This window comes from Sphingobium fluviale, from assembly GCF_004122115.1.
GTDB lineage: Bacteria > Pseudomonadota > Alphaproteobacteria > Sphingomonadales > Sphingomonadaceae > Sphingobium > Sphingobium fluviale.
In genome coordinates this window covers 38,367-62,916 of the sequence record NZ_SBKP01000012.1, presented here as the reverse complement: position 1 = coordinate 62,916, position 24,550 = coordinate 38,367, and the positions used below count along the sequence as shown (strand labels likewise).

The 24,550-nt window shown below is 64.7% G+C and carries 25 protein-coding genes; 9 read left to right on the top strand and 16 right to left on the bottom strand.

Annotated elements, in window-relative coordinates; translation table 11 throughout:
• Positions 1–21: 21 nt before the first annotated feature.
• From EQG66_RS11900 to ccmC, 7 genes are all read right to left on the bottom strand, one after another.
• On the bottom strand, positions 22–654 hold the full coding sequence (locus EQG66_RS11900; protein ID WP_129404806.1) for a tetratricopeptide repeat protein: 633 nt from the start codon (positions 652–654) through the stop codon (positions 22–24).
• Entirely contained in the window at positions 651–1,064 is a 414-nt protein-coding gene (locus EQG66_RS11895) for a cytochrome c-type biogenesis protein (protein WP_129404842.1), read from the bottom strand. Before EQG66_RS11895 ends, EQG66_RS11900 begins: the two co-directional genes overlap by 4 nt.
• Entirely contained in the window at positions 1,064–1,594 is a 531-nt protein-coding gene (locus tag EQG66_RS11890) for a DsbE family thiol:disulfide interchange protein (RefSeq protein WP_129404805.1), read from the bottom strand. The genes EQG66_RS11895 and EQG66_RS11890 overlap by 1 nt, the downstream gene beginning before the upstream one ends.
• Positions 1,591–3,525: a heme lyase CcmF/NrfE family subunit gene (locus EQG66_RS11885; protein ID WP_129404804.1), complete on the bottom strand. Its 1,935-nt coding sequence runs from the start codon at positions 3,523–3,525 to the stop codon at positions 1,591–1,593. The genes EQG66_RS11890 and EQG66_RS11885 overlap by 4 nt, the downstream gene beginning before the upstream one ends.
• 136 nt (positions 3,526–3,661) lie before the next feature.
• Positions 3,662–4,114 carry a cytochrome c maturation protein CcmE gene (gene ccmE, locus EQG66_RS11880; protein WP_129404841.1) on the bottom strand — a complete coding sequence of 151 codons (453 nt, stop codon included), beginning with the start codon at positions 4,112–4,114 and terminating at the stop codon, positions 3,662–3,664.
• Positions 4,115–4,121: 7 nt separating this feature from the next.
• Positions 4,122–4,253 carry a heme exporter protein CcmD gene (gene ccmD / locus EQG66_RS11875; protein WP_129404803.1) on the bottom strand — a complete coding sequence of 44 codons (132 nt, stop codon included), beginning with the start codon at positions 4,251–4,253 and terminating at the stop codon, positions 4,122–4,124.
• A gap of 4 nt (positions 4,254–4,257) precedes the next feature.
• Entirely contained in the window at positions 4,258–5,001 is a 744-nt protein-coding gene (ccmC, locus tag EQG66_RS11870) for a heme ABC transporter permease CcmC (RefSeq protein WP_129404802.1), read from the bottom strand.
• A gap of 188 nt (positions 5,002–5,189) precedes the next feature.
• On the opposite strand from ccmC, the gene purF reads away from it, so the two are divergent.
• The gene (purF, locus tag EQG66_RS11865; protein WP_129404801.1) at positions 5,190–6,659 is read left to right on the top strand and encodes an amidophosphoribosyltransferase; all 1,470 of its coding nucleotides are present in this window, start codon (positions 5,190–5,192) and stop codon (positions 6,657–6,659) included.
• A gap of 5 nt (positions 6,660–6,664) precedes the next feature.
• Positions 6,665–7,387 carry an SDR family NAD(P)-dependent oxidoreductase gene (locus EQG66_RS11860; RefSeq protein WP_129404800.1) on the top strand — a complete coding sequence of 241 codons (723 nt, stop codon included), beginning with the start codon at positions 6,665–6,667 and terminating at the stop codon, positions 7,385–7,387.
• Here the strand turns inward: EQG66_RS11860 and EQG66_RS11855 are convergent.
• Positions 7,384–7,845: a hypothetical protein gene (locus EQG66_RS11855; RefSeq protein ID WP_129404799.1), complete on the bottom strand. Its 462-nt coding sequence runs from the start codon at positions 7,843–7,845 to the stop codon at positions 7,384–7,386. The two genes, EQG66_RS11860 and EQG66_RS11855, sit on opposite strands and share 4 nt — an antisense overlap.
• A 51-nt stretch (positions 7,846–7,896) precedes the next feature.
• Positions 7,897–8,829, bottom strand: a complete 933-nt coding sequence (gene dmeF, locus EQG66_RS11850) for a CDF family Co(II)/Ni(II) efflux transporter DmeF (RefSeq protein ID WP_129404798.1) — start codon at positions 8,827–8,829, stop codon at positions 7,897–7,899.
• A gap of 114 nt (positions 8,830–8,943) precedes the next feature.
• On the opposite strand from dmeF, the gene crtI reads away from it, so the two are divergent.
• Positions 8,944–10,452: a phytoene desaturase family protein gene (gene crtI, locus EQG66_RS11845; protein WP_129404797.1), complete on the top strand. Its 1,509-nt coding sequence runs from the start codon at positions 8,944–8,946 to the stop codon at positions 10,450–10,452.
• Positions 10,453–10,457: 5 nt separating this feature from the next.
• On the top strand, positions 10,458–11,075 hold the full coding sequence (locus EQG66_RS11840) for an LOG family protein (RefSeq protein ID WP_129404840.1): 618 nt from the start codon (positions 10,458–10,460) through the stop codon (positions 11,073–11,075).
• Here EQG66_RS11840 and pheT read toward each other — a convergent pair.
• Together pheT and pheS are read right to left on the bottom strand one after the other, a co-directional pair.
• Positions 11,020–13,404 (bottom strand): phenylalanine--tRNA ligase subunit beta, encoded by a 2,385-nt coding sequence (gene pheT / locus EQG66_RS11835; RefSeq protein WP_129404796.1) that lies wholly within the window; start codon positions 13,402–13,404, stop codon positions 11,020–11,022. The two genes, EQG66_RS11840 and pheT, sit on opposite strands and share 56 nt — an antisense overlap.
• A gap of 124 nt (positions 13,405–13,528) precedes the next feature.
• Positions 13,529–14,623: a phenylalanine--tRNA ligase subunit alpha gene (pheS, locus tag EQG66_RS11830; protein ID WP_129404839.1), complete on the bottom strand. Its 1,095-nt coding sequence runs from the start codon at positions 14,621–14,623 to the stop codon at positions 13,529–13,531.
• Positions 14,624–14,700: 77 nt separating this feature from the next.
• Here pheS and EQG66_RS11825 point away from each other — a divergent pair, with 77 nt between their 5' ends.
• Positions 14,701–15,375 carry a hypothetical protein gene (locus tag EQG66_RS11825; RefSeq protein WP_164975671.1) on the top strand — a complete coding sequence of 225 codons (675 nt, stop codon included), beginning with the start codon at positions 14,701–14,703 and terminating at the stop codon, positions 15,373–15,375.
• 75 nt (positions 15,376–15,450) lie between these two features.
• Here EQG66_RS11825 and rplT read toward each other — a convergent pair whose 3' ends face one another.
• The 3 genes from rplT to hisN all read right to left on the bottom strand — a co-directional run bounded on the left by rplT (position 15,451) and on the right by hisN (position 16,961).
• Positions 15,451–15,810 (bottom strand): 50S ribosomal protein L20, encoded by a 360-nt coding sequence (gene rplT / locus EQG66_RS11820; protein ID WP_129404794.1) that lies wholly within the window; start codon positions 15,808–15,810, stop codon positions 15,451–15,453.
• A 13-nt stretch (positions 15,811–15,823) separates the two neighbouring features.
• Entirely contained in the window at positions 15,824–16,027 is a 204-nt protein-coding gene (rpmI, locus tag EQG66_RS11815; RefSeq protein WP_129404793.1) for a 50S ribosomal protein L35, read from the bottom strand.
• 145 nt (positions 16,028–16,172) lie between these two features.
• Entirely contained in the window at positions 16,173–16,961 is a 789-nt protein-coding gene (hisN, locus tag EQG66_RS11810) for a histidinol-phosphatase (RefSeq protein WP_129404792.1), read from the bottom strand.
• A 57-nt stretch (positions 16,962–17,018) separates the two neighbouring features.
• On the opposite strand from hisN, the gene EQG66_RS11805 reads away from it, so the two are divergent.
• On the top strand, positions 17,019–17,408 hold the full coding sequence (locus EQG66_RS11805) for a VOC family protein (RefSeq protein WP_129404791.1): 390 nt from the start codon (positions 17,019–17,021) through the stop codon (positions 17,406–17,408).
• Positions 17,409–17,467: 59 nt separating this feature from the next.
• Complete coding sequence (locus EQG66_RS15365; protein WP_164975670.1) at positions 17,468–17,704, top strand: hypothetical protein; 237 nt, start codon at positions 17,468–17,470, stop codon at positions 17,702–17,704.
• A 138-nt stretch (positions 17,705–17,842) separates the two neighbouring features.
• On the opposite strand, the gene EQG66_RS11795 is transcribed toward EQG66_RS15365, so the two are convergent.
• Positions 17,843–18,778 (bottom strand): ribose-phosphate pyrophosphokinase, encoded by a 936-nt coding sequence (locus tag EQG66_RS11795; protein WP_129404789.1) that lies wholly within the window; start codon positions 18,776–18,778, stop codon positions 17,843–17,845.
• A gap of 110 nt (positions 18,779–18,888) precedes the next feature.
• Here EQG66_RS11795 and EQG66_RS11790 point away from each other — a divergent pair, with 110 nt between their 5' ends.
• Together EQG66_RS11790 and gltX are read left to right on the top strand one after the other, a co-directional pair.
• Positions 18,889–20,553: an NAD+ synthase gene (locus EQG66_RS11790; protein ID WP_129404788.1), complete on the top strand. Its 1,665-nt coding sequence runs from the start codon at positions 18,889–18,891 to the stop codon at positions 20,551–20,553.
• Between the two features lie 7 nt (positions 20,554–20,560).
• Positions 20,561–21,889: a glutamate--tRNA ligase gene (gltX, locus tag EQG66_RS11785; protein WP_129404787.1), complete on the top strand. Its 1,329-nt coding sequence runs from the start codon at positions 20,561–20,563 to the stop codon at positions 21,887–21,889.
• Positions 21,890–21,894: 5 nt separating this feature from the next.
• On the opposite strand, the gene clpB is transcribed toward gltX, so the two are convergent.
• Complete coding sequence (gene clpB / locus EQG66_RS11780) at positions 21,895–24,474, bottom strand: ATP-dependent chaperone ClpB (RefSeq protein WP_129404786.1); 2,580 nt, start codon at positions 24,472–24,474, stop codon at positions 21,895–21,897.
• Between the last annotated feature and the right edge of the window lie 76 nt (positions 24,475–24,550).

Genomic DNA, 24,550 nt, shown 5'->3' with positions numbered 1-24,550 from the left:
AACGGAATGCTAACGCCATCGCTATTGCCTGCCTTGTCCGGCAAGCAGCCGATCGAGCTGGGCGATATTTGCGGAGAGCATCGCATAGAGCGGCGTTTGCGGCGGCACGCGCGCCTGTAAGCCGGCCCATAGCGCCCGCGCGGCGTCATATTCGCCCGCCTGCGCCCGCGCGAGGCCATAAAAATAGGGTGCGGCGGAGGATTTGGGCGCGAGGCGCTGCGCCTCAGCATAGCTGAACCGCGCGGCGGGGGAGAGCGCGCCATCCGCCTTGTAGATCAGCATGTTGCCGAGCGCGACCCAGAGGTTGGCGTTGTCCGGCTCTGCCTTTACCCCGGCGACCAACGCATTGGTGGCGTCGGTGTAATCGCCCTGCCGCGCCAGACCGTCAGACATGGTGATCCATGGCGCGGCCTTGTTGTCCGTGCCGGAAAAGGCATTGCGCAGCTTGGCCAGATCCTCGTCATAGCGCGCGGTGTTTTGCGCTGCCGTGCGTGGGTCTCCCTTAAGCGAGGGGCTGCCCTGCCACGCATAGCCCGCTGCGCCGAGCAGCAGCGCCGAACCGACCAGCTCCCACACCATGCGCGGCATGCGGGCGAGGATGAGGCCGGTTGCGACCAGCGCCGCCAACAATGCAAAGATTGCCCAGCCCATCACGCGTTCCTCCGTTTGCGCCGGATGCGCCCTATCACCAGAGCCCCGCCGCCCGCCAGCAGCGCGATCGGCGCGGCCCAGAGCGGCCAGGTGATCGGGTCCGCCGTCGGCTGATAGCTGATCCATGCGCCATAACGCTCGATCAGCCAGGCGCGAATCTGCTCCGGCTCCTCGCCCGCCGCGATGCGCGCGCGAATTTCCGAGCGCAGGTCCGCCGCCATGCTGGCGTCGCTGTCTGCAATAGACTGGCTCTGGCAGGTGACGCAGCGGATGGTGAGCATCAACTCATGCGCCTTGCGCTCCTGCACCGGGTCAGCAAGTTGCTGGTTGGCATAGGGGGCGGGCGGCAGCGCGGTTTGCGCCGTCAGCGGAGCGGCAACGGCCAAGGCTAGCAGGAAAAGCGGCGCGCGCATCATTGCGCCTCTTTCCAGATAGCGAGAATGGTCTCTACATCATCGGCGCGGATATCGCCGATATGCTGATGCAAGATGCGTCCATCGCCACCGATGACGAAGGTTTCGGGCACGCCGGAGCTTCCCAGCGCCAGCTGCACCGAGGAGCGCGCATCCAGCCCGATATGCTCGAACGGATTGCCATGGCGGGCGAGAAAGCGGTCCACATCCGCGCGCGCGTCGCGAATGGCGATGCCGTCAATCGGCACGCCCGCCTGTTTCAAGGCCATGAGCTGAGGCGCTTCGGCGGCGCAGGGCACGCACCAGCTCGCGAAGATATTGAGCAGGCGCGGCTTGCCGGTAGCAAACTGGCGGCTGTCGAGCGCCGGGCGATCCGACGCGGCAGCAGGCAGGGAGAAGGTGGGCAGCGGCTTGCCAACCATGCGCGAGGGGATCACATGCTCCTCAGGCCACAGCAGCCGCCCGGCGAACAGCAGTGCCAGCGCCATGAAGAACCCAAGCGGCGCCCAGGTCAGCCAGCGGCCCTTCATGCCGATTGCTCCGCGCGGTGGCGGCGCAGTCTCATCATCCAGCCGCGGCGCTCACGCCCGATCAGCGTCAGCGTGCCTCCCGCCGCGATCATCAAACCGCCGAACCAGATGAAAGTGACGAACGGCTTCCACCAGATGCGCATCTGCCAGCGCCCATCGTCCAGCGCCTCGCCCAGCACGACATAGAGTTGCCCGTCCCAGCGCGTGAGGATCGCCGACTCGCTGGTGGTGGTGGGCGGGCTGGAGAAAAAGCGGCTCTGCGGATGGAGCATGATGTCCTCCCCGCCCCGGCTCGCGGCCATATCGGCCTGCATCGCCACCCAGTTCGGCCCGGCAAGCGGGAGCGCGCGGTCAAAGCGGATGCGCCAGCCCGCCGCCTCCACGCTCTCACCCGGCTTCATCGCAACCAGTCTCTCGGTGGTGAAGGCGCTCTCCGCCGCCATCCCACCCAAAGACACCGCGCAGCCGAGATGCGCCAGCACCATGCCATAGGTGAACAATGGCGTGCGCCTGAGGTTGCGCTTGGTGAGCGGGATCAGGCTCGCGAGCGCAACGCCCGCCGCCACAACGAGGCCAAGGAACGGCAGCACCCCGATCTTGCCCCATGCCGCCACGCCGAGCGCCGCGCCCAAGCCGATCATCAGGCCTGCGGGCCACAGCAGCCTTCCCGCCACCACGCCCGGCTCATCGCGCCGCCAGCGCACCAGCGGCCCCACCGCCATCGCGAGCATGAGCACAAGCGCGATCGGCCCCGCCACCGCGTTGAAATAGGGCGGGCCGACCGAGATCTTGTGCCCAAAGGCCTCAGCCATCAGCGGATAGAGCGTGCCGACCAGCACCACGCCGAGGATAACCGTGAGCAACAGGTTGTTGACGACGAGCAGCGCCTCGCGGCTGACGCCCTCAAACTGTCGGCCCTCACGCACCGTGCCGACGCGCAAGCCAAACAGCGCCAGCGCCCCGCCGATGTAGAGCAGCAGCAACACGAGGATGAAGCTGCCCCGCTCCGGGTCCACCGCGAAGGCATGAACGCTGGTAAGGATACCCGAACGCACGAGGAAGGTGCCGACCATCGACATCGAGAAGGCGACGACGGCGAGCATCACTGTCCATGCGCGCAAGGCGTCACGCGTCGCCAGCACCGTCACGCAATGGAGCAGCGCGGTGGCGGCGAGCCATGGCATCAGCGAGGCGTTCTCCACCGGGTCCCAAAACCACCAGCCGCCCCAGCCCAGCTCATAATAAGCCCAATAGCTGCCCGCCGTGATGCCGATGGTGAGGAGCACCCATGCGCCGAGTACCCAAGGGCGCATCGCGCGGGCGAAGGCGGCGTCCACCCGCGCCGTCAGCAACGCACCAACCGCGAAGGAGAAGGCTACGGAGAGGCCGACATATCCGAAATAGAGCGTCGGCGGATGAAAGGCGAGACCGGGGTCCTGCAACAGCGGATTTAAGCCCTGCCCGTCTGGCGCGGCGGGGTTAAGCCGCGCAAACGGGTTGGAAGAGAACAGCAGAAACGCATAAAAACCGAGCGAGATTGCCGCCTGCGCGCCCAAGGTCGCCATATGCGTCTCGCGCTTCAGGCCGCGTTCCAGCAGCGCGACGAGCGCGCCCGCCAGCCCCATCACCGTCACCCACAGCAGCATCGAGCCTTCATGATTGCCCCACGCCCCGGCGAACTTATAGAGCCACGGCTTGGCGCTGTGGCTGTTCATCGCGACGAGCAGCACGGACATGTCAGACCGCAGAAACAGCGCGATCAGCGCGCCAAAAGAAAGCGCGCCAAGCAGACCCTGCGCCACCGCGACCGGGCGCACACCGCTGAGCAGCTCTGCCCGGCCCTTGCCCAGCCCCAGCGCGGCCAGCACCAGTTGCAACAGCGCCAGTCCCGCCGCCAGCCACAGCGCCGCAAGGCCGAGTTCGGCGATCACCGCGCTTTCTCTTTTATGAAACCGTCATGCTGAACTCGTTTCAGCATCCATCGCGCCTCAGGCAGCCATACTCCAAGAATAGACATGGACCCTGAAACAAGTTCAGGGTGACGATAGGGGATGATCGTGCCACCGATCATGGCTGGTTGGCCCCTGTCACCTTGTGGGTGGTGGGGTCATAGCTCATCCCCTCCATCTCGCGCGGCATATAGCGTTCGTCATGCTTGGCGAGCAGATTGTCGGCGATGAAGGTGCCCTGCGCATCAAACTTGCCTTCTGCCACCACGCCGGAGCCTTCGCGGAACAGATCGGGCGCAATGCCGGTGAAGCGCACCGGAACGCTGGCCTTGCCGTCTGACACGGTGAAGGTTTTCGTCACGCCATCGGGCGCATGGGCTAGGCTGCCCGCCACCACCATGCCGCCCAGCCTCACCGCCTTTCCGGGAGTGAACCCTTTGAACTTCACGTCGGCGGGCACATAGAAATAGGCGGCCTCATCCTTCAGTGCGGACGCCGCGAGCAGGCCCGCACCGATAATCGCCACCAGCGCGATGAGCGCCAGGACCAGCCTCTGATGTTTGGATTTCAGAGCCATTTCAGCGATCCCGCCGCAGCGCGTCTGCCCGCGCCTCGGCCGCGCGCATCGCGCGCCAGCTCGCCCAGCTCATGCCGATGACGCCCAGCGCCGTGAGCGCATAGGCGGCGATGATAAACGGCCAGTGATTCATGCTCTCACGCCGCCTCCCGCGCCATGCGCGCCAGCCGCGCCTCGACCTTGTTCTGTGCCAATATGCTGCGCATCCGCATCAGCACGATCGCGCCGAACCACAGGGAGAAGCCGATCACCGTAAAGCCCAGCGGCCACAATATCGCGCTGTCTATGGTCGACCCGCGCATGGTGATGCTCGGCCCCTGATGCAGGCTATTCCACCATACCACGCTGCGGTTGATGATCGGCAGGTTGACCGCGCCGACTAGCGCGAAGATCGCCGTCACGCGCGAAACACCGCCATTCTCTCCCATGCCGCCCGCCTGCTCAGCAGAGGCGCGAGCGAGGGCGATATAACCGAAATAGAGGAACAAAAGCACCAGCATGCTCGTCATCCGCCCGTCCCACTCCCACCAGGTGCCCCAGGTCGGCCTGCCCCAGATCGAGCCGGTGGCGAGGCAGATGGCGGTGAACAGCGCGCCCGGCACCGCAATGGCGCGCCCGGCGACTCCGGCGAGCGGGTGCCGCCACACGATCTGCACCAGCGCGGCGATGGCAAGGCCGCTCCACCCGCCCATGCCCAGCCATGCGGCGGGCACATGGATATAGAGGATACGCACCGATTCGCCTTGCAGATAGTCCGCCGGGGTGAGGAACAGGCCGCATCCGCCGCCAATGAGGATAAGCGCAAGGCCGCCCCAGAACAGCCACGGCGTCATCGGCCGGGAGAGGGAAAGAAACTTCGCGGGGTTGGCGAAAGCGTGCATTGCGCGCTTCCTTTAGCGGGGCGGGAACCGGCTGGCTAGGCTCCATGCGCGTCGGTTTGGCTCAGATACCCAAAATGTGACACCCATATGGCAATCAGGGGGGCGACAAAGCGGAACGATACGCCTATATGCCCGCTGTAAGGTCGCCCCTATCACCAGAATCAACGTGCATTGGACCCGACAGGATCATGCTCACAACCCATCCGTTTGACGACGACAAGCTCCGCGAGGAGTGCGGCATTTTTGGCGTATCCGGCGCCACCACCGCTTCGGCCATGGTCGCGCTTGGCCTCCATGCGCTCCAGCACCGGGGGCAGGAGGCCGCCGGGATCACAAGCTGGGACGGGCGCGAGTTCCACACCACGCGGGCGATGGGCCATGTGGCCGGCAATTTCGACAATGACGAGGCGATCAGGGCGCTGCCCGGCGAGGTCGCCTGCGGCCATGTGCGCTATTCCACCACCGGCGAGACCTCGCTGCGCAATGTCCAGCCGCTCTATGCCGAGCTGTCGACCGGCGGCTTCGCGGTGGCGCACAACGGCAACATCTCCAACGCGATGAAGCTGCGGCGCGAGCTGATTCGTCGTGGTTCGATTTTTCAGTCGACCTCCGACACCGAGGTTATCATCCACCTCGTCGCCACCTCCAGCTATCGCACGCTGCTTGATCGGTTCATCGATGCACTGAAGCAGGTCGAGGGCGCCTATTCCCTCATCTGCATGACGGCGGAAGGCATGATCGCCTGCCGCGATCCGCTGGGCATCCGCCCGCTGGTGATGGGCAAGCTCGGAGATGCGGTGATTTTCGCGTCGGAGACGGTGGCGTTCGATGTCGTCGGCGCGGATTATATCCGCCAGGTCGAGCCGGGCGAGCTGATCGTGGTGCCGCATGGCGCCAGCGCGGAGCAGATCCGCAGCCACCGCCCCTTCGGCGAGGTTCACCCCCGCCCGTGCATCTTCGAGCATGTCTATTTCTCCCGCCCCGATTCGATTGTCGATGGCAGCAGCGTCTATTCGGTGCGCAAATCCATCGGCGCGCAACTGGCGCTCGAAAATCCGGTCGAGGCGGATTACGTCATCCCGGTGCCCGATTCGGGCGTGCCCGCCGCCATCGGCTATGCCCAGCAATCGGGCATCCCGTTCGAGCTGGGGATCATCCGCTCGCACTATATCGGTCGCACCTTCATCCAGCCGGGGGATCAGGTGCGCCACCTTGGCGTCAAGCTGAAGCACAACGCCAACCGCGCGCTGATCGACGGCAAGCGCATCGTTTTGATCGATGACAGCATCGTGCGGGGCACGACCAGCTTGAAGATCGTGCAGATGATGCGCGAGGCAGGCGCGAAAGAAGTGCATATGCGCATCGCCAGCCCGCCGACGCGGCATAGCTGCTTCTACGGCGTCGATACGCCGGAGCGCACCAAGCTGCTCGCCCACAAGCTCGACATCGGCGGGATGCGGGATTTCATCCACGCCGACAGTCTCTCCTTCCTCTCGATCGATGGCCTCTACAAGGCGCTGGGCGAGGCGAAGCGTGCCGACATCCGCCCGCAATATTGCGACGCCTGCTTCACCGGCGACTATCCGACCGCACTGACTGATCAGGATGAAGCCGAGGTGCGCGACCAGCTTGAGCTGCTGTCCGAGCGGGTATCCTGAACGCCATGGCGGATGCTAAGGACAAGCCGCTTGGCGGCAAGCTCGCCCTCGTCACCGGCGCGAGTCGAGGCATTGGCGCGGAGACCGCCGTGGCGCTGGGCCAGGCTGGTGCGCATGTGATCCTCGTCGCGCGCACAGCAGAGGGGCTGGAAGAGGTCGAGGCGCGCATCCATGATGCGGGCGGGAGCGCCACCATCGCGCCACTGGACCTGATCGATGGAGAAAGCATCGGCCGGCTGGCGACCGCTATTGCCGGGCGCTGGAAGGCGCTTGATTTGCTGGTGCTCAATGCCGCGCAACTGGGCAGCCTCGCGTCTGTCCCCGCAATCGACACCAAGGAATTCGCGAAGGTCATGACCTTGAATATCAGCGCGAATCAGGCGCTGATCGCCGCGTTCGACGCGCTGTTGCGCGCTTCCGCCGATGCGCGCGTGGTAGCACTCACCAGCAGTGCGGCCCGCAATCCGCGGCCCTATTGGGGCGCCTATGCCGCGACCAAGGCGGCGCTGGAGGCGCTGGTGCTGGCCTATGGCGAGGAAGTGAAGAATATTTCCGCCATCCGCACCCACATCGTCGATCCCGGCGCAACGCGCACCGCGATGCGCGCCAAGGCCTTCCCCGGCGAAGACCCGCAGACGGTGAAAGCGCCGGAAGTCGTGGCGAAGGACATCCTCGCCCTCGTCATGCGCAACGCACCTAACGGTGAACGGATTCGGGTCGAAGCTTAAAAGCGATAGCCGAAGCCCAGACCGCCGACCCATTGATTGCCGCTTTCGAGATTGCGCAGAACCGAAGTGTCGGTGCGGCGGCCATAGCCGGTCATGCCGATTAGGGTCCATCCATCGAACAGAGCGCCCGATAGCGGGGCGGTTGTCACCAGTCCGGCGCTGAGCCGGGCAAAACCTGCCTGACTGCCGCCTACAGTCGCGTAAGTATCAAAACCCTCGCGCTCAAGCGCGCGAACGTCGATATCAAGATAATAGGCGCCATCGCGTTTCACCATTCCCTCTATGGGAAGAGCAGCGTACTCGTTCGAGGCACGTTGTGGCTGGCGCACGGCCTGGGATATGGGGGCCGCGCTTGCCTCTGGCCCGTTCGGTGCCGATCGCGCCAATGCGGGGGAGGAGGGGACGCCTGCCAGTGCCAGCACTGCCAGCCCGGCGATCAAGGGTGCATTTCCACGCATGATATGCCAATGCTGCGCGCATATCGTTAAAATTCCGGTCTTTGTCCGAGGTTAACGGCTGGCAAGGCTTGTTCCCGGTTGGCGCTCCACCGTCACATGCACGAAGTGCGGCAGGGCATGGATGGCGTGGCGGATCGCCTGCGCATCGCCCGCCTCCCCCACAAGGCTGACGATGGCGGCGTGTGCATGCGGCCCCAAACGCCAGACATGCAGGTCCGCTATCCCACCGCCTGCTTCCGTCACGATCCGCTCGATTGCGGCGGCATGTTCCGGCTCGGCGGTGTCCAGCAATATGGCGGCCGCATCGCGCATCAGCCCCCATGCCCAGCGCAAAATGATCAGCGCGCCGGCAATGCCGATCAGCGGATCGAGCCACAGCCATCCGAGATAGCGCCCACCCAGCAAGGCTGCGATCGCCGCAACCGAGGTCAGCGCATCGGCGAGCACATGGAGATAGGCGGCACGCAAATTGGTATCGGCGTGGGCATGATGATGGTCGTGGGCATGATTATGGCTGTGGTCATGGCGATCCATCAGCATCCATGCGCTGATGAGGTTCACCGCCAGCCCGATGGCCGCCACCAGCAACGCCTCGTCAAAATCAATTCTTCGCAGATGAAAAAGCCGCGCCGTCGATTCCGCCGCAATCCCCAGCGCCGCCACCGCCAGCAATATCGCGGAGGCGAACCCCGCCAGATCTCCCACCTTGCCGGTGCCGAAGGTAAAGCGGGCGTTGCGTGCGTGGCGGCGGGCAAAGCCATAGGCCAGCGCCGCTATCGCCAGCGCGCCCGCGTGGGTCGCCATGTGAAAGCCATCGGCCAGCAGCGCCATCGAGCCGGTGAGCCATCCCGCCGCAATTTCCACCGCCATCGTCACCATGGTGAGGCCGATAACCCAGTTGGTGCGCCGCGCGTTGCGCTCATGCGTGTGCGGCAGATAGATATGGTCGTAATAATGGGTATGTTCGGGTGGGGCGGTGCTCATGGGCGTTGACTACGCCTCCTGCCGCATTGACGTCAATCTCTCGCGCGGGCTTGTCTCGGCGCGCCGGTATGCGCATAAGGGCGCCATGCAAGCTGTGGTGAGACCGGCCCGCGCATGACAGCGCCCCTGGAACCGCGCCCGCCGGGCAAGCGCGCCATCGTCATCGGCGCGGGGCTGGGCGGGCTGGCGCTGGGCATCCGTCTGCAATCGGCGGGTGTTTCCACCACCATCCTCGAAGCGCGGGAGCGCCCCGGCGGCTGCGCCAGCTGGCAAGCGCGCGAGGGGTTTGTATTCGATGCCGGGCCGGTCACGATCACGGACCCTGACAGTTTCGCCGAGCTGTGGCGCCTTTCGGGGCAGGATATGGCGGCGGATGTCACGCTGGAGCCGGTCGCCCCACTCTGGCGCTTGAGCTGGCCCGATGGTGCGCAGCTGGACCTGAGCGCAGACGACGCGGCGATGCGGCAGGCCATAGCGCAGCTCGACGGCCGGGATCTGGCGGGCGCGCAGCGGCTGCTCGACTATGGCGGCGAGGCCCTCCGCGAGGGGCCGGGGCGGCTGGGGCGCATGGCCTTCCCGGATATGCGGTCGATGCTGAAGGCGCTTCCCCCGCTGGCGCATCATCAGGGCTGGCGCTCCGTATATGGGCTGGTGGCGAGCCAGATCGGCAACGACAGGCTGCGGCAGGCCTTTTCTTTTCATACGCTGCTCGCGGGCGGCAACCCGCTGGAGGTTAGCGCGCTGCACGGGTGGCGGCACCGGTTGGAGCGGGACACCGGCCTGTGGCATCCGCGCGGCGGGTTCAACAAGCTGGTGATGGCGATGGTCGCGCTGTTCGAGCGGATCGGCGGCGTGATCCGGCTGGGCGATCCGGTATCGCGCATAGAGATGAGGGGCGATCAGGCCACCGGCGTCGTCACGCAGGGCGGATGGCGCGGCGACGCCGATCTCGTCGCGAGCAATGCGGACCTGATGCACAGCTATCGTGATCTGCTGGGCCAGCATCCGCGCGGGCCGCGCAAGACGGAGAAGCTGGCGCGCAAGCAGTGGTCGCCCGCGCTCTTTGCGGTGCATTTCGGCATACGCGGTAGCTGGCCCGGCATCCCGCATCGCAGCGTGCTGTTTGGGCCACACTATCAAGAGTGGCTGACTGATGTTTTCCAGCATGGCGTACTGCCCGCTGATCAGATGATCATCCTCAACCATGCCAGCGTGACAGACCCCAGCCTGGCGCCCGAAGGCTGCTCGGTGTTCAGCGCGCTGGTCCCCGTGCCGCACACCGGCAAGCTGCCGATCGACTGGGGTCATATGGCGCCGCTCTATGCCCGGCGGATCTTGGACGAGATCGGGCAGCGGCTTATCCCCGATATTCATACGCGCATCGTCACGCAATTTCACGTCGCGCCCAATGATTTCGCGGCGGATATGCGCGCGCATCTGGGCAGCGCCTTCTCGCTCGCACCCTTGAACAGCCAGAGCCTGAGGCTGCGCCCACAGGCACGCGACGCGGTGGTGCGCAACCTGTATCTGGTCGGGGCGGGCGCGCACCCTGGCGCTGGCATCCCCTGCGTGCTGGGCGGGGCGCGGCTGGCGGCGCAGGCGATGATGGAGGAAAGCCTTTGAGGAAACTGACGAGTCTGGCGGTCTATTGCGGCTCATCAACGGGCAATAGCCCGGAGTTTCTGGAATGCGCGCGTGATGTGGGCGCGCAGCTGGCGCGCTGGGGTGTCGCGATCGTCTATGGTGGCGGAAATGTCGGGATGATGGGCGCGCTGGCCGATGGCGCGCTGGGCGCTGGGGGCGAGGTGACGGGCGTGATCCCTGAAGCGCTGGTCCATGCAGAGCTAGCGCATCAGGGCTTGAGTGCGCTGCATATCGTGCCCGATATGCACAGCCGCAAGGCGCTGTTCACCACGCTGGCGGACGGGTTTCTCACGCTGCCCGGCGGGGTGGGCACGATGGACGAACTATGGGAGGCGGTGAGTTGGGCGCAGCTCGGCTATCATGACAAGCCGGTCGGCCTGCTCAATATGGGCGGCTTTTATGATGCGCTGATCGCCTTTTACGGTCAGATGGCGACTAGCGGCTTCATCCGCCCGGCTCATACAGGCATCATCATCGCGCGGGACAGCCTGCCCACGCTGCTCGATGCGATGGAACGTTATGAGCCGCACGAGCCGCTGGTGGGGATTAGCCCCGCAAAACCCCGCCCAGCTTCTCCGCCGCCTTCACCACCGCAGCGCTGATCCCGGCAAGCTCTTCCTCGGTGAAGCTTTTCTCACCGGGTTGCAGCGTGATCTCCACCGCCAGCGATTTCATCCCCGGCTCCACGCCCGCGCCGGTGAACAGATCGAATAACCGCGCATCGACGATGCTCTTCTTGTCGGCGCCTTTCACGGCGCGCACCAGTGCATCGGCCTCCAGCGCTTCGGGCACAAGGAACGCGAAGTCGCGCGTTATCGCCTGCAATGCGGGCGGCGCATAGGGCGCGCGCATGAACCCGGTCCTGCGTTTCGCCGGTATCGCATCGAGGAAAAGCTGCGCCACAACCACCGTGCCGCCAAGGTCAAACGCCTTGGTGAGCGCTGGGTGCAGCACGCCATATTCCGCCAGCACCGTCTTTGGCCCCAGCCGCAAGGTGCCGGACTGGCCGGGATGATAGTTGCCGCCAGCCTCGCCAAACATTTGCAGATTTGCCACCGGCGCGCCCGCAGCGCCGAGCAGCGCCAGCGCCTCGGCCTTCGCATCGAACGCATCGAAGCTGCGCGCCTTGCCTGTTTGCCAGCCGCGCGGGCTTTTCTCGCCCGCCATCACTATGCCCAGCGTCAGCTTCTCGATGCTGCTGCCATCCTCCGCGCGGAAATAGCGCCGCCCGATCTCGAACAAACGCACGGATGCCGCACCCCGGTCCATGTTGCGCCGCGCGGCCGAGAGCAGGCCGGGGAGCAGCGAGGGGCGCATGACCTTTAGGTCTTCGCTGATCGGGTTGGCGAGCGTCCAGTCGCCCCCGCCCACAGACGCCGCCTCCTTCTCGGAAATGAAGCTCCAGTTGATCGCCTCGCTCAGCCCCCGCGCGGCGGCGGCGCGGCGGGCGCGGCGCTCGGTCAGTTGGTCGGGCGTTGCCGTGGGCTTCGCCACGCCGGGCGCGCGCGGCAGTGGCGTAGAGGGCACATTGCCAAGGCCGTGGATGCGCACCACCTCCTCGACGATATCCGCCGCGCCATCGATATCGCGCCGCCAGGTTGGCACGGCGATCGCCCAGTCCGCACTTACCTCAAAGCCCAGCTTTTCAAGGATTGCATGTTGCGCATCCGCCGCGAGGTCAACGCCCGCAATCTTCAGGGTTTGCGCCGGATCATAGGAAAAGTTGCGCCGCGCAACCGGCGGTTCGCCCGCGCGCACCACTTCGCTGGCGCTGCCGCCGCAGGTCTGCAGGATCAGGTCCGTCAACAGATTGAGCGCATCATCGAGAAACGCCGGGTCCACACCCCGCTCGAAGCGGGTGCGCGCATCAGACGTGAGCTGCAACGCCTGCCCCGTGCGGGCGATGTGTTCCGGCGTGAAATAGGCGATTTCGAGCAGCACGTCGGTCGTGCCATCCGCGCAGCCCGAATGTTCGCCGCCCATGATCCCGGCGATGTCATGCACGCCTGCGTCATCGGCAATCACCGTCATATCCGGGGTGAGGGCATAGTCCTTGCCGTTGAGCGCGGTCATGCGCTCGCCTTCAAGGGCGCGGCGCGCGACGACCGGGCCGGAAAGCTTCGCCAGATCATAGGCGTGCGCCGGCCGCCCGCAGGCGAACATCAGATAGTTGGTGCAATCGACGAGCGCGGAGATCGGCCGCTGGCCGATCGCCTTGAGGCGCGCCTGCATCCATTCGGGTGACGGGCCGTTTTTCACGCCCCGGATCACGCGGCCATAAAAAGCCGGGCAGCCCGCCGGATCGTCGGTGCGAATCTCGACCGGGCAGGGATAGTCGCCCGCGATGGCAGGCACATCGACCGGCTTGAAAACCCCAAGGCCCGCCGCCGCCAGATCCCGCGCGATGCCCATCACGCCCATGCAATCCTGACGGTTGGGCGTCACCGAAATGTCGATCACCGGGTCGTCGAGCTTGGCATAGTCCGCAAACGCCGCGCCGACGGGCGCGTCAGCGGGCAGCTCTATGATGCCATCATGGTCATCGCCCAGCTCCAGCTCGCGTGTGGAGCACATCATGCCGTTCGACTCGACGCCGCGAATCGCCGCCTTACGCAGCACCATGCCATTCGCGGGCACCACCGCGCCCTCGACGCCGAACACGCCGACGAGGCCCGCCCGCGCATTGGGCGCGCCGCACACGACCTGCAGCGGGTTTCCGTCGCCCTGATCGACGGTCAGCACCTGAAGCTTGTCGGCCTGCGGGTGCGGCGCGGCGGTGAGCACTTTCGCGACCTTGAAGCCGCTGAGCTTCTCCGCCGGGTTCTCGACACCCTCTACCTCAAGGCCAATGGCATTGAGCGTCTTGAGGATCGTATCGAGATCGGCCTGTGTATCGAGATAATATGTGAGCCAGGAGAGGGAGAATTTCATGCGTGTATCTCCCTCGCGAGTAACCCGTGCTCCTGCGCAAGCAGGAGCCCAGAGCCCCAAGCGCCGCACTCCGAATCCTGGGTTCCTGCCTCCGCAGGAACACAGAAAGGCACCCGAAAAGCTGTCATGCGCCTACTCCCCCCGAAAGCGTGGGCACATCCAAGGCACTGAACCCATAATGCCTCAGCCACCTCAAATCGCCGTCAAAAAAGGCGCGCAGGTCGTTCATGCCATATTTCAGCATTGCGAGCCGATCGACCCCGGTGCCGAAGGCAAAGCCCTGCCACTCGTCCGGGTCCAGCCCGCAATTCTCGATGACTTTGCGGTGAACCATGCCACTGCCGAGTACCTCCATCCAGCCGCCGCCGGGCGCGTCGCCGCTGCCGCCGATCACGCGCTGGCCTTTCTCGATGGTATAGCCCACATCGACCTCCACCGAAGGCTCGGTGAACGGGAAATAGCTGGGGCGTAGCCGCAGCGTGATGTCATCGCGCTCGAAGAAGGCCTTGAGGAATGTCTCCAGCGTCCATTTGAGGTGGCCCAAGTGAATACCCTTGTCGATCACCAGTCCCTCGATCTGGTGGAACATCGGCGTATGTGTCGCATCCGAGTCAGAGCGATAAACCCGCCCCGGCGCGATGATGCGGATCGGCGGCGGGTTTGACGTCATGGTGCGGATCTGGACCGGCGAGGTATGCGTACGCAACAACATGGCGCGGCCTTGCGCGTCCTTGTCCGGGAAATAGAAGGTGTCGTGCATCGCGCGCGCCGGGTGCGTCTCCGGGATGTTGAGCGCGGTGAAATTCTGCCAGTCGTCCTCTATCTCCGGCCCGGTGGCGACGGCAAAGCCCAGGTCCGCGAAGATTTCCGCCAGCTCGTCCATCACCTGAGAGACGGGATGCACGCTGCCCTGCGGCGCGGTCTCTGCGGGGAGCGTCATGTCCAGCCGCTCGGACGCTAGGCGGGCGTTCAGCTCCTCTGCCTCCAGCGCGGCCTTGCGCGCTGCGATGGCTGCGGTCACACTCTCGCGCAAATCCTGGATCGGCGGGCCTTTTTCGAGCCGCTCTTCGGGAGACATGCCGCCCAAAGTCTTCAACAGTGCCGTCACCACGCCAGACTTGCCCAGCGCGCCGACGCGCAATTCCTCGACCTGCGCCAGCGTGTCGGCCCGTTCGATTTCGGCCAGCAGGCCTGCTTGCAATGCTTTTACTTCAGTCATGGCGCGCGGGTAGCGGATTTTGCCCGCGACGAAAAGAAGCCTTTGCATTATGATGCTGAGACCGTGGGGGACGAGCAATGCGTTTTATTGTCGCGTGTCTGATCATGAGCACCGCCGCACCGGCGATGGCGGGGCCGAAATTTCTTGACGAGATGAAAGCAGCCGCGCAGGCGGGCCTCAACCCGAAGGTGCGCGGCAGGGTGCAGCTCTCGGACGGTAAGGTGTTGACCTGCTTCGTGAATGTCCGTGCGGGGTATATCGGACCGCCCGATATGCAAAGCCCGGCCTATAATGTCCGCGATCCACGTACCGGCCGAATCGTCGTGCGCACGGGCGCGATTCCCACGGTAGTGTGGCTGCCGCCCGCGACGCTGACCCAGAATGATTGCGACGCGTTGGACAAGATGGGCGTGCTGAAGCCCGATGGCGGCTCGCCGCCCGCACCCACCGAGGCGTTACCCGCCGCCGCCAGCGGAAAAATTCGCGACGCCGCCACGCTTTGCAAGATTTCTACTGCTCTTGCTGCCTCGCTGCAGGAAGAAGCCATGCAGTTCGTCCGTATGGACCGCGGGCGGATCGTGATGAGCGAAAAACGCCTGGGCAAGCGGTCCATCGTTGCACTCGACGGCGAGGATTTTGCCCAGCGTGCGACAGAAGCCGCCGCGGGCATTGCCGCGCGGGGACCGGCGTGCGGCAAGGCCTTCTGGGACAATGAAGCGATTCAGGCGGCGTCGAGCGCAATGTCTCGATAAATCCCAGAGTAACATCTGGGCAAAAAAAGCGCCGAAGGATAACCCCCGGCGCTCTATAACCTGCTTCTGCATCTATCAGGCCGGAAGGGCGCTCTTGGCCTGCGCCACGATGCCCTTAAACGCCTCGCCCTCGTGCATCGCGATGTCGGCGAGGACCTTCCGGTCCAGTTCGACTCCTGCGAGCTTGAGGCCGTGCATGAACTGGCCGTAGGTCAGGCCTTCCATGCGCACGGCGGCGTTGATGCGCTGGATCCACAGGGCGCGGAAACTGCGCTTCTTAACCTTGCGATCGCGATAGGCATATTGCCCGGCCTTCTCGACGGCCTGACGGGCGATGCGGATCGTGTTCTTGCGGCGGCCATAATAGCCTTTTGCCTGCTCCAAGATATTCTTGTGCTTGGCGCGGGTGGTGGTGCCCCGTTTGACGCGTGCCATCTCTCTCTACTCCTTACTTGAGGCCGTAGGGCGCCCAGAGGCGGACGTGAGCCACGTCGGCATCGGCGAGCACGGAAGTGCCACGGTTCTGGCGGATATACTTGGCATTGTGGCTGATGAGGCGGTGCCGCTTGCCAGCGACGCCATGCTTCACCTTGCCGGTCGCGGTGAATTTGAAGCGCTTCTTCACACCGCTCTTGGTCTTGAGCTTGGGCATTTTCGTCTCCTTCGTTGAGGCCATAAGCCTTTGACGTTTGCGGACAAACAAGGCAGCCCTATCAGCCTGCTCGTCCCATCAAGAATCATCCAGCACGCTGGACGAAGGCGCGCCTATAGGGGCCAAGCCCCGCTTTGGCAAGCGTTCAGTGGTGGTGATGGTGCCCCTCGTGCAGCGCCTCCAGCACATCATCGAGCCGCGCGGGGTCGCCCAGTGCGATGACCTTGCCGTCGCTGGTGTCGGTCAAGGGATCGCCCTGCCAGTCGCACATGCGCCCACCCGCGCCCTCCACCACAGGCACCAGCGCCGCGATGTCATGCAGCTTCAGCCCGGCCTCGACCACGATGTCGATATGGCCGCTCGCCACCAGCCCATAATTATAGCAGTCCCCGCCCCACACCGTGTCGCGGCAATCGCGCGCGAGATGGGCGAAGGCTTCGCCGGTGGGATGCGGGAAATATTGCGGCCCGGTGGAAGCAAGAATTGCCTGCGACAGTTCGCGGCAGGCGCGGGTCTTTACCACATGGCCGTTATGCGTGGTCGCCTGGCCCGCCGCGCCTGCCCAGCGTTCCTTGGCGATCGGTTGGTCGATGATGCCAAGCACCGGCCAGCCGCCGGTAGTAAGCGCGATCAGCGAACCGAAGATCGGCCGCCCGGCAATGAAGCTCTTGGTGCCGTCGATCGGATCGAGGATCCACACCCGCTCCGCCTCCTCGCGCACCGCGCCATATTCCTCACCTATGATGCCGTCAGCGGGCCGCTCGCGCTCCAGAATCGCGCGTATGGCGGCCTCGGCGGCACGGTCTGCCTCGGTCACAGGCGAAGTGTCGGCCTTATAATCCGTATCGAAACGCGCGCGGAAAAAGGGGCGAATGGCGGCGCCCGCCGCATCGGCGAGGGCATGGGCGAGGGCAAGATCGTCGGACAGGCTCATGGACGCCTTCTCTTGTTTCAGCTAGCTTATGGCAAGAGCAAACGTGCGGAGCGTACTATGACGAATATTCCCCCGGGTTACAGCTCCGTCTTCCCCTATTTTTTCGCGAGCAATGCAGAAGATTTCTGTGCTTTCCTCGTCACTGGGCTGGGTGGCGAAGAAATCGGCCGCACGATGGCCGGGAGCCGCATCGCCAATGCGCGGGTGCGCCTGGGCACCACCACGGTCATGGTCAGCGAGGCGACTAACGACTGGCCCGCCATGCCTGCATCCTACTATATCTATGTTGCCGATGCCGACACGGCGCAACAGCGCGCCCTTGCCGCAGGTGCGACCGAGATCATGCCGGTGGCGGATCAACCGTATGGCGATCGGCAGGGCGGCGTGCGCGATGCGTGGGGCAATCTGTGGTGGATTTCGCAGCACTTAGGCGAAGGTTACGACTGACGGGTTAAACCCCGCGCCGCCTGCGCCGTTCTTATGCGTGGACGGAGACTGGCAACACCATGCTCGGATGGCTCATCTGTATCGGAAGCTTCCTCGGCGCCCTCGCCGCGCAGATGGATTTGCCGCGCCATCTGGGCGAGACGATCTCGACCGGGCTATTCGTGGCGAGCTTCTTTTCCTGTCCGGCCCTGTGGCGGCTATATCCGCTTTCTGACTTCCTCAACGGCAAACAACGCGCGGCGGCCTGCATCGCGCTGATGCTGGCTCTGCCGCTGGTACTGGTCGGGCCGGCGTGATTTGATCCGAAACAAGCAGCTGCGCTGCGTTTCGGATGTACGGCACCAGCCCTCTCCCCCGCCCAACCTCCCGACACGGTAAAATATCGGGAGGTTGGGCGGGGGAGAGGGCTGGTGCCGACTATCCGCGTGAGCGGATCAATCAAACAGACTGGACACCGAGCTTTCGTCGGAAATGCGCTTGATCGCCTCGCCCAGCAGCGGCGCAATCGGCATCTGGCGCACCTTCTTGGAGGATTGCACCACCTCATTGCCGAGGATCGAGTCGGTAATCACCAGCTCCAGCAGTTGCGACGCCTCGACCCGCGCCACCGCGCCGCCAGACAGCACACCGTGGCTGACATAGGCGACCACATCCTCGGCACCCGCGGCCTTGAGCGCCGCCGCCGCGTTGCACAGCGTGCCCGCCGAATCGACGATATCGTCGATCAGCACACAAAAGCGCCCGGATACATCGCCGATGATGTTCATCACCTCCGATTCGCCCGCGCGCTCGCGCCGTTTATCGACGATGGCGAGGGGGGCGTTGTCCAGCCGCTTGGCGAGCGCGCGCGCGCGCACCACGCCGCCCACGTCCGGCGAGACGACCATGATGTTCTTAGCCCCAAAGCGCGCCTGAATATCGGCAGACATCACCGGCGCGGCGAACAGGTTGTCGGTCGGGATATCGAAGAAGCCCTGGATCTGGCCTGCATGCAGATCTACGCACAGCACGCGGTCCGCCCCGGCCACGGTGATGAGGTTCGCCACCAGCTTGGCCGAGATCGGCGTACGGGGGCCGGGTTTGCGGTCCTGCCGGGCATAGCCGAAATAAGGCACCACGGCGGTGATCCGCTTGGCAGACGCGCGGCGGAGCGCGTCGATGCAGATCAGCAGCTCCATCAGATTGTCGTTGGTCGGGAAGCTGGTCGACTGGATCAGGAACACATCCTCGCCGCGGACATTCTCATGCACCTCGACAAACACTTCCTCGTCGGCAAAGCGGCGCACAGAGGCATTGGTGAGCGGCATTTCAAGATAATCGGCGATGGCCTGCGCGAGTGGCCGATTGCTGTTACCCGTCATCAATTTCATGGAATGCCCCTCGTTACGATCCTGTGACGCTCGACAAGCCAGCCCTTTAGCGGCGCACACGCAAAGGGCAAGGCTTTTGCCGTGAACAAAAATACTCTAGGGCCGGAGCGATGACGGATTCACTGAACATAGCGCTTGTCCAGTCCACACAGTCAGTGGGCGATCTGGTGGGCAATGCAGATGCCATGCTGGAATGGCGCGTTCGCGCAGCGGAGCAGGGCGCGGATATGGTCGTGTTCCCGGAACTCCAGCTCATCGGCTATCCGCCGGAGGATCTGGTGCTGAAACCCGCCCTGGTTGAGCGCGCGGGCGATGAGCTGCTGCGCCTGATGCGGGCGAGCGCGGATGGCGGCCCGGCGATGCTGGTCGGCACTGTGATCGCCAATCAGGGCGCGCTGTTCAACTGCGTGGTGCTGCTTGATGGTGGAGAGATCGCAGCGGTGCGGCAGAAGCGCGAGCTTCCCAATTACGGCACGTTCGATGAAAAGCGCCTGTTCGCGCCGGGGCCGCTGCCGGAGCCTATCGAGTTCCGGGGTGTGAAGATCGGTGTGCCGATATGCGAGGATGTCTGGTATCCGTTCGTCTGCGCACACCTGAAGGCTCAGGGCGCTCAGCTCCTCATCTCGCCCAATGGCAGCCCTTACGAGATCGATAAGGATGAGCGCCGCGTGGCGCAGGTGTGCGCGGCGCGGGTGCAGGAAACGGGCTTGCCCATCGCCTATCTCAACCGCGTTGGCGGGCAGGACGAGCTGGCGTTCGATGGCGCATCGTTCGTCCTCAATGGCGACGGCAGCCTCGCGCATCAGCTGGCCGACTGGCGAGAAGAGATGCGGCTCACGCGCTGGGAGGCGCAAGCAGATGGCCGCTGGGCCTGCGCGCCGGGTGATATCGCCCCGCTCGCGCCCTATCCTGAGGATGTCTATTGCGCGATGATCGTATCCTTGCGCGATTATGTGAACCGCAACCGCTTCACCGGCGTGGTGCTGGGGCTTTCGGGCGGGATCGACAGCGCCTTGAGCGCCGCCGTTGCCGTCGATGCGCTGGGGCCGGACCGGGTGTGGTGCGTGATGATGCCCTCGCCATTTACCAGCCAGGACAGCCTCGATGACGCGGCAAGCTGCGCGGAAATGCTCGGCGTCCGGCTTGACAGTATTTTTATAGCAGACGCTATGAAATCCTTTGACGCGATGCTGGCGGGCGTGTTTGAGGGGCGGGGCAAAGACCTCACCGAGGAGAATATCCAGTCCCGCATCCGTGGCGTCACGCTGATGGCGCTGTCGAACAAGTTCGGACACATGCTGCTCACCACCGGCAACAAGAGCGAAATGTCGGTCGGTTACGCCACCATCTACGGCGACATGGCGGGCGGCTATTCGGTGCTGAAAGACGCGTACAAGACGACGGTGTTCGATCTCTCGCGCTGGAGAAACGCGCACACCCCCGCCATCGGCCTCGGCCCTTCCGGCCCGGTAATGCCGGAGCGCGTCATCACCAAGCCGCCCACGGCGGAACTGCGCGAGAACCAGAAGGACGAAGACAGCCTGCCGCCCTATGAGGTGCTGGACCCCATATTGCATGGGCTGGTGGAGAGCGAGTTGTCCGTCGAACAGGTCGTCGCGCGTGGGTTTGACCGGGAAACGGTCGCGCGGATCGAGCGGCTGCTCTATATCGCGGAGTACAAAAGGCGGCAGGCGCCTCCTGGAGTCAAGCTCGGCAGCCGCAACTTCGGCCGCGACCGCCGCTATCCCATCACCAACGCCTTCCGGACGAGCTAAGGCCGCCATGACCGTCATCACCCGTTTCGCGCCCTCGCCCACCGGGCATCTGCATGTCGGCAATCTGCGCACGGCAATCCACAACTGGATGTGGGCGCGTCGTCATAATGGCCGCTTCCTGCTGCGGCTCGACGATACCGACATCGAGCGGTCCCGTCCCGAATATGCCGATGGCATCCGGGCCGATCTTGCCTGGCTCGGCCTCACGCCGGACGACGAGGTGAAGCAGTCAGACCGTTTCGCCCTGTATGAAGCGCGCTTTTCAGAGCTGCGCGCGGCAGGAAGGGTCTATCCTTGTTACGAAACCGCGCAAGAGCTGGACCTCAAACGCAAGGTGCAACTGGGGCGCGGCCTGCCCCCGGTTTATGACCGCGCTGCGCTCAATCTCACGCCCGATCAGATCGCGGCCTATGAAGCAGAAGGACGCACGCCCCACTGGCGCTTCCGCTTGGATCATGACGCGCCGATCGCGTGGGAAGACATGGTGCGCGGGTCACAGCATTTTGACCCGAAGCTACTGTCCGATCCCGTCATCCGCCGCGCGGACGGCAGCTGGCTCTATATGCTGCCCTCGGTGATCGACGATGTCGATATGGGCATCACCCATGTCGTGCGCGGTGAGGACCATGTTACCAACACCGCCGCGCAGATTCAGATGTTCGCCGCGCTGGGTGCAACGCCCCCCGCCTTCGCGCATGAGGCGCTGCTGGTGGGGAGCGAGGGCAAGCTCTCCAAGCGGCTCGGCTCGCTGGGCGTGGGCACATTTCGCGAGCAGGGGCTGGAGCGACAAGCGCTGATCGCGCTGCTGGCGCGTATCGGCACCTCGGACCCGGTCATCCCGGTGGCGGACCCCGCGCCGCTGATCGCCGCGTTCGACTTCGCCCATTTCGGCCGCGCACCCGCCCGGTTTGATGAGGGCGAGCTGAAGCTGCTCAACCAGAAGATCGTGCATCTGCTGGATTATGATGCGGTCAAGGACCGCCTGCCTGACGGCGTGAGCGAGGCGGGTTGGCTCGCGTTGCGCCCCAATCTCGAAATTGTAGCGGACATTACGAATTGGTGGCGGATCGTCACCGGGCCGATTATTGCCCCCGTGGCGGAGGCGGAGGATGCGCCCTATCTTGCCGCCGCTGCCGATGCGCTCGCCAGCCTGCCGTTTGACGCAGGCGTGTGGCCAGCCCTCACCGAGCGGCTGAAGGCCGAGACCGGGCGCAAGGGCAAGGCGCTGTTCCTGCCCCTGCGCCGCGCGCTCACCGGTCTCGATCACGGGCCTGATATGGCCGCTTTGTTGCCGCTCATCGGGCGGGACGAGGCGCTGAAACGCCTTTCCGCCTGAAATATCTACCCCACGCTCAGCAACAGCTGGCCATCGCCCTCGCCGACATGCACGGTCGATCCATCCGGCACCTGGCCGGAGAGGATCAGCTCGGCGAGCGGGTCCTGCAGATATTTCTGTACCGCCCGCTTCAAGGGACGCGCGCCATAGACCGGATCATAGCCTACCCGCCCCAGCCAGCCGCGCGCGCCTTCGCTCAGGTCCAGCGTCACCTTGCGATCCTTCAGCAGCTTCGCCACGCGGCTAACCTGAATATCGACTATCGGCGCCATATGCTCAGCCCCCAGCCGATGGAACAGGATGATCTCATCCAGCCGGTTCAGGAACTCAGGCCGGAAATGCGCGCGCACCACGTCCATCACCTGCGGCTCTACCTTCTCGACATCCTCGCCCTCGCTCAGGTTCGCGATAAACTGGCTGCCGAGATTGGAGGTGAGCACGATGATCGTATTGGTGAAGTCGACCGTGCGGCCCTGCCCGTCGGTCAGGCGCCCGTCGTCGAGTACCTGGAGCAGCACGTTGAACACGTCGCCATGTGCCTTTTCCACCTCGTCGAACAGCACGACCTGATAAGGCCGCCGCCGCACCGCCTCGGTGAGCACGCCGCCCTCCTCATAGCCGACATAGCCGGGAGGCGCGCCGATCAGCCGCGCGACTGAGTGCTTCTCCATGAACTCGCTCATGTCGATGCGCACCATCGCGCTATCATCGTCAAACAAAAAGCCAGCGAGCGCCTTGGTCAACTCGGTCTTGCCCACACCCGTAGGGCCGAGGAACAGGAAGCTGCCCAGCGGGCGGTTGGGGTCTTGCAGGCCTGCGCGACTGCGGCGCACGGCGGTGGAGACGGCCTTGACCGCATCTGCCTGCCCGATCACGCGCCTGCCGATCTCGGCCTCCATGCTGAGCAGCTTTTCCCGCTCGCCCTCCATCATCTTGTCGACGGGAATACCGGTCCAGCGGCTGACGACGCCCGCAATGTCTTCCGCCGTCACCTCCTCGCGCAGCATCGCGCCCGCAGACGCAGCCTGTGCCTCGGCCAGCTGGCGCTCCAGATCGGGGATGCGGCCATATTGCAGCTCGCCCGCTCGTGAGTAATCGCCAGAACGCTGCGCCTGCTCCACCTCCAGCCGCGCGGCGTCCAGTTCCTCCTTGAGGCGTTGTTCTCCGGCGATCTTGTCTTTCTCACCCTGCCAGCGCGCGGTGAGTTCCGCCGATTGCTGCTCGAAATTGGCTAGGTCTTCCTCCAGAGTGGCGAGCCGGTCCTTCGATGCCTGATCGCTCTCCTTCTTCAGCGCCTCGCGCTCGATCTTCATCTGGATGATGCGCCGGTCCAGCGTCTCGATCTCCTCCGGCTTGCTCTCCACCTCCATGCGCAGGCGGCTCGCGGCCTCGTCCATCAGGTCGATCGCCTTGTCCGGCAGGAAACGGTCCGAGATATAGCGATTGGAAAGCGTCGCGGCAGACACCAGCGCGCCGTCGGTGATGCGCACGCCGTGGTGCAGCTCATACTTCTCCTTCAATCCGCGCAGGATCGAGATCGTGTCCTCCACCGTAGGTTCGCCGACGAACACTGGCTGGAACCGGCGCTGCAACGCGGCGTCCTTCTCGACATATTTCTGATATTCATCGAGCGTGGTCGCGCCGATGCAGTGCAACTCACCGCGCGCAAGGGCGGGTTTGAGCAAATTGCCAGCGTCCATCGCGCCTTCGGATTTGCCTGCGCCGATCAGCGTGTGCATCTCGTCGATAAACAGGATGATGTGCCCTTCCGCACCCTTCACCTCATCGAGCACGCCCTTCAGCCGCTCCTCGAACTCGCCGCGATATTTGGCGCCTGCGATCAGGCTGCCCATATCGAGGGCCATCAGCGCGCGGTCCTTCAGCGTATCGGGCACGTCACCATTGGCGATGCGCAGCGCAAGGCCTTCGGCGATCGCGGTCTTGCCCACGCCCGGCTCACCGATCAGGACGGGATTGTTCTTGGTTCGGCGCGCAAGGATCTGGATCGTGCGGCGGATTTCCTCGTCGCGCCCGATCACGGGGTCGAGCTTTCCGTCGCGCGCCGCTTGCGTCAGGTCGCGGGCGAATTTCTTCAAGGCGTCATAGCGGTCTTCGGCGGTGGCGGTGTCCGCCGTGCGCCCGCCGCGTAGCTGGTTGATCGCACCGTTCAAAGCTTCCGCCTTCACACCTGCGGCAGAGAGCGCCTTGCCCGCCGCCGTGGTGGAGGCGAGCACCAGCGCGAGCAGCATGCGCTCTACAGTCACGAAGCTGTCCCCCGCCTTTTGCGCGATCTGCTCGGCGCTATCGAGCACGCGCACCGCGTCATTATCGAGGCCGGGCGAAGCTTGCGCGCCGGAACCCGACACCGCCGGAACCTTGGCCAGCGCCGCGTCCGTCTCCCGCACCGCCACATTGGCGTCGCCGCCAGCAGCCTTGATCAGCCCGGCGGCCATGCCCTCGCTGTCTTCCAGCAGGGCTTTCAACAAATGCTCTGGCGCGATGCGTTGATGGCTCATGCGGATCGCGACCGTCTGCGCGCTCTGCAAAAAGCCTTTCGCCCGGTCCGTGAATTTTTCGAGGTTCATATGCTGTCCTCCAACCTTTCGGGATCAGAGGTAATGTGGCAATTTTGCCACACAAGGACTTGCGTCAAATATTCTG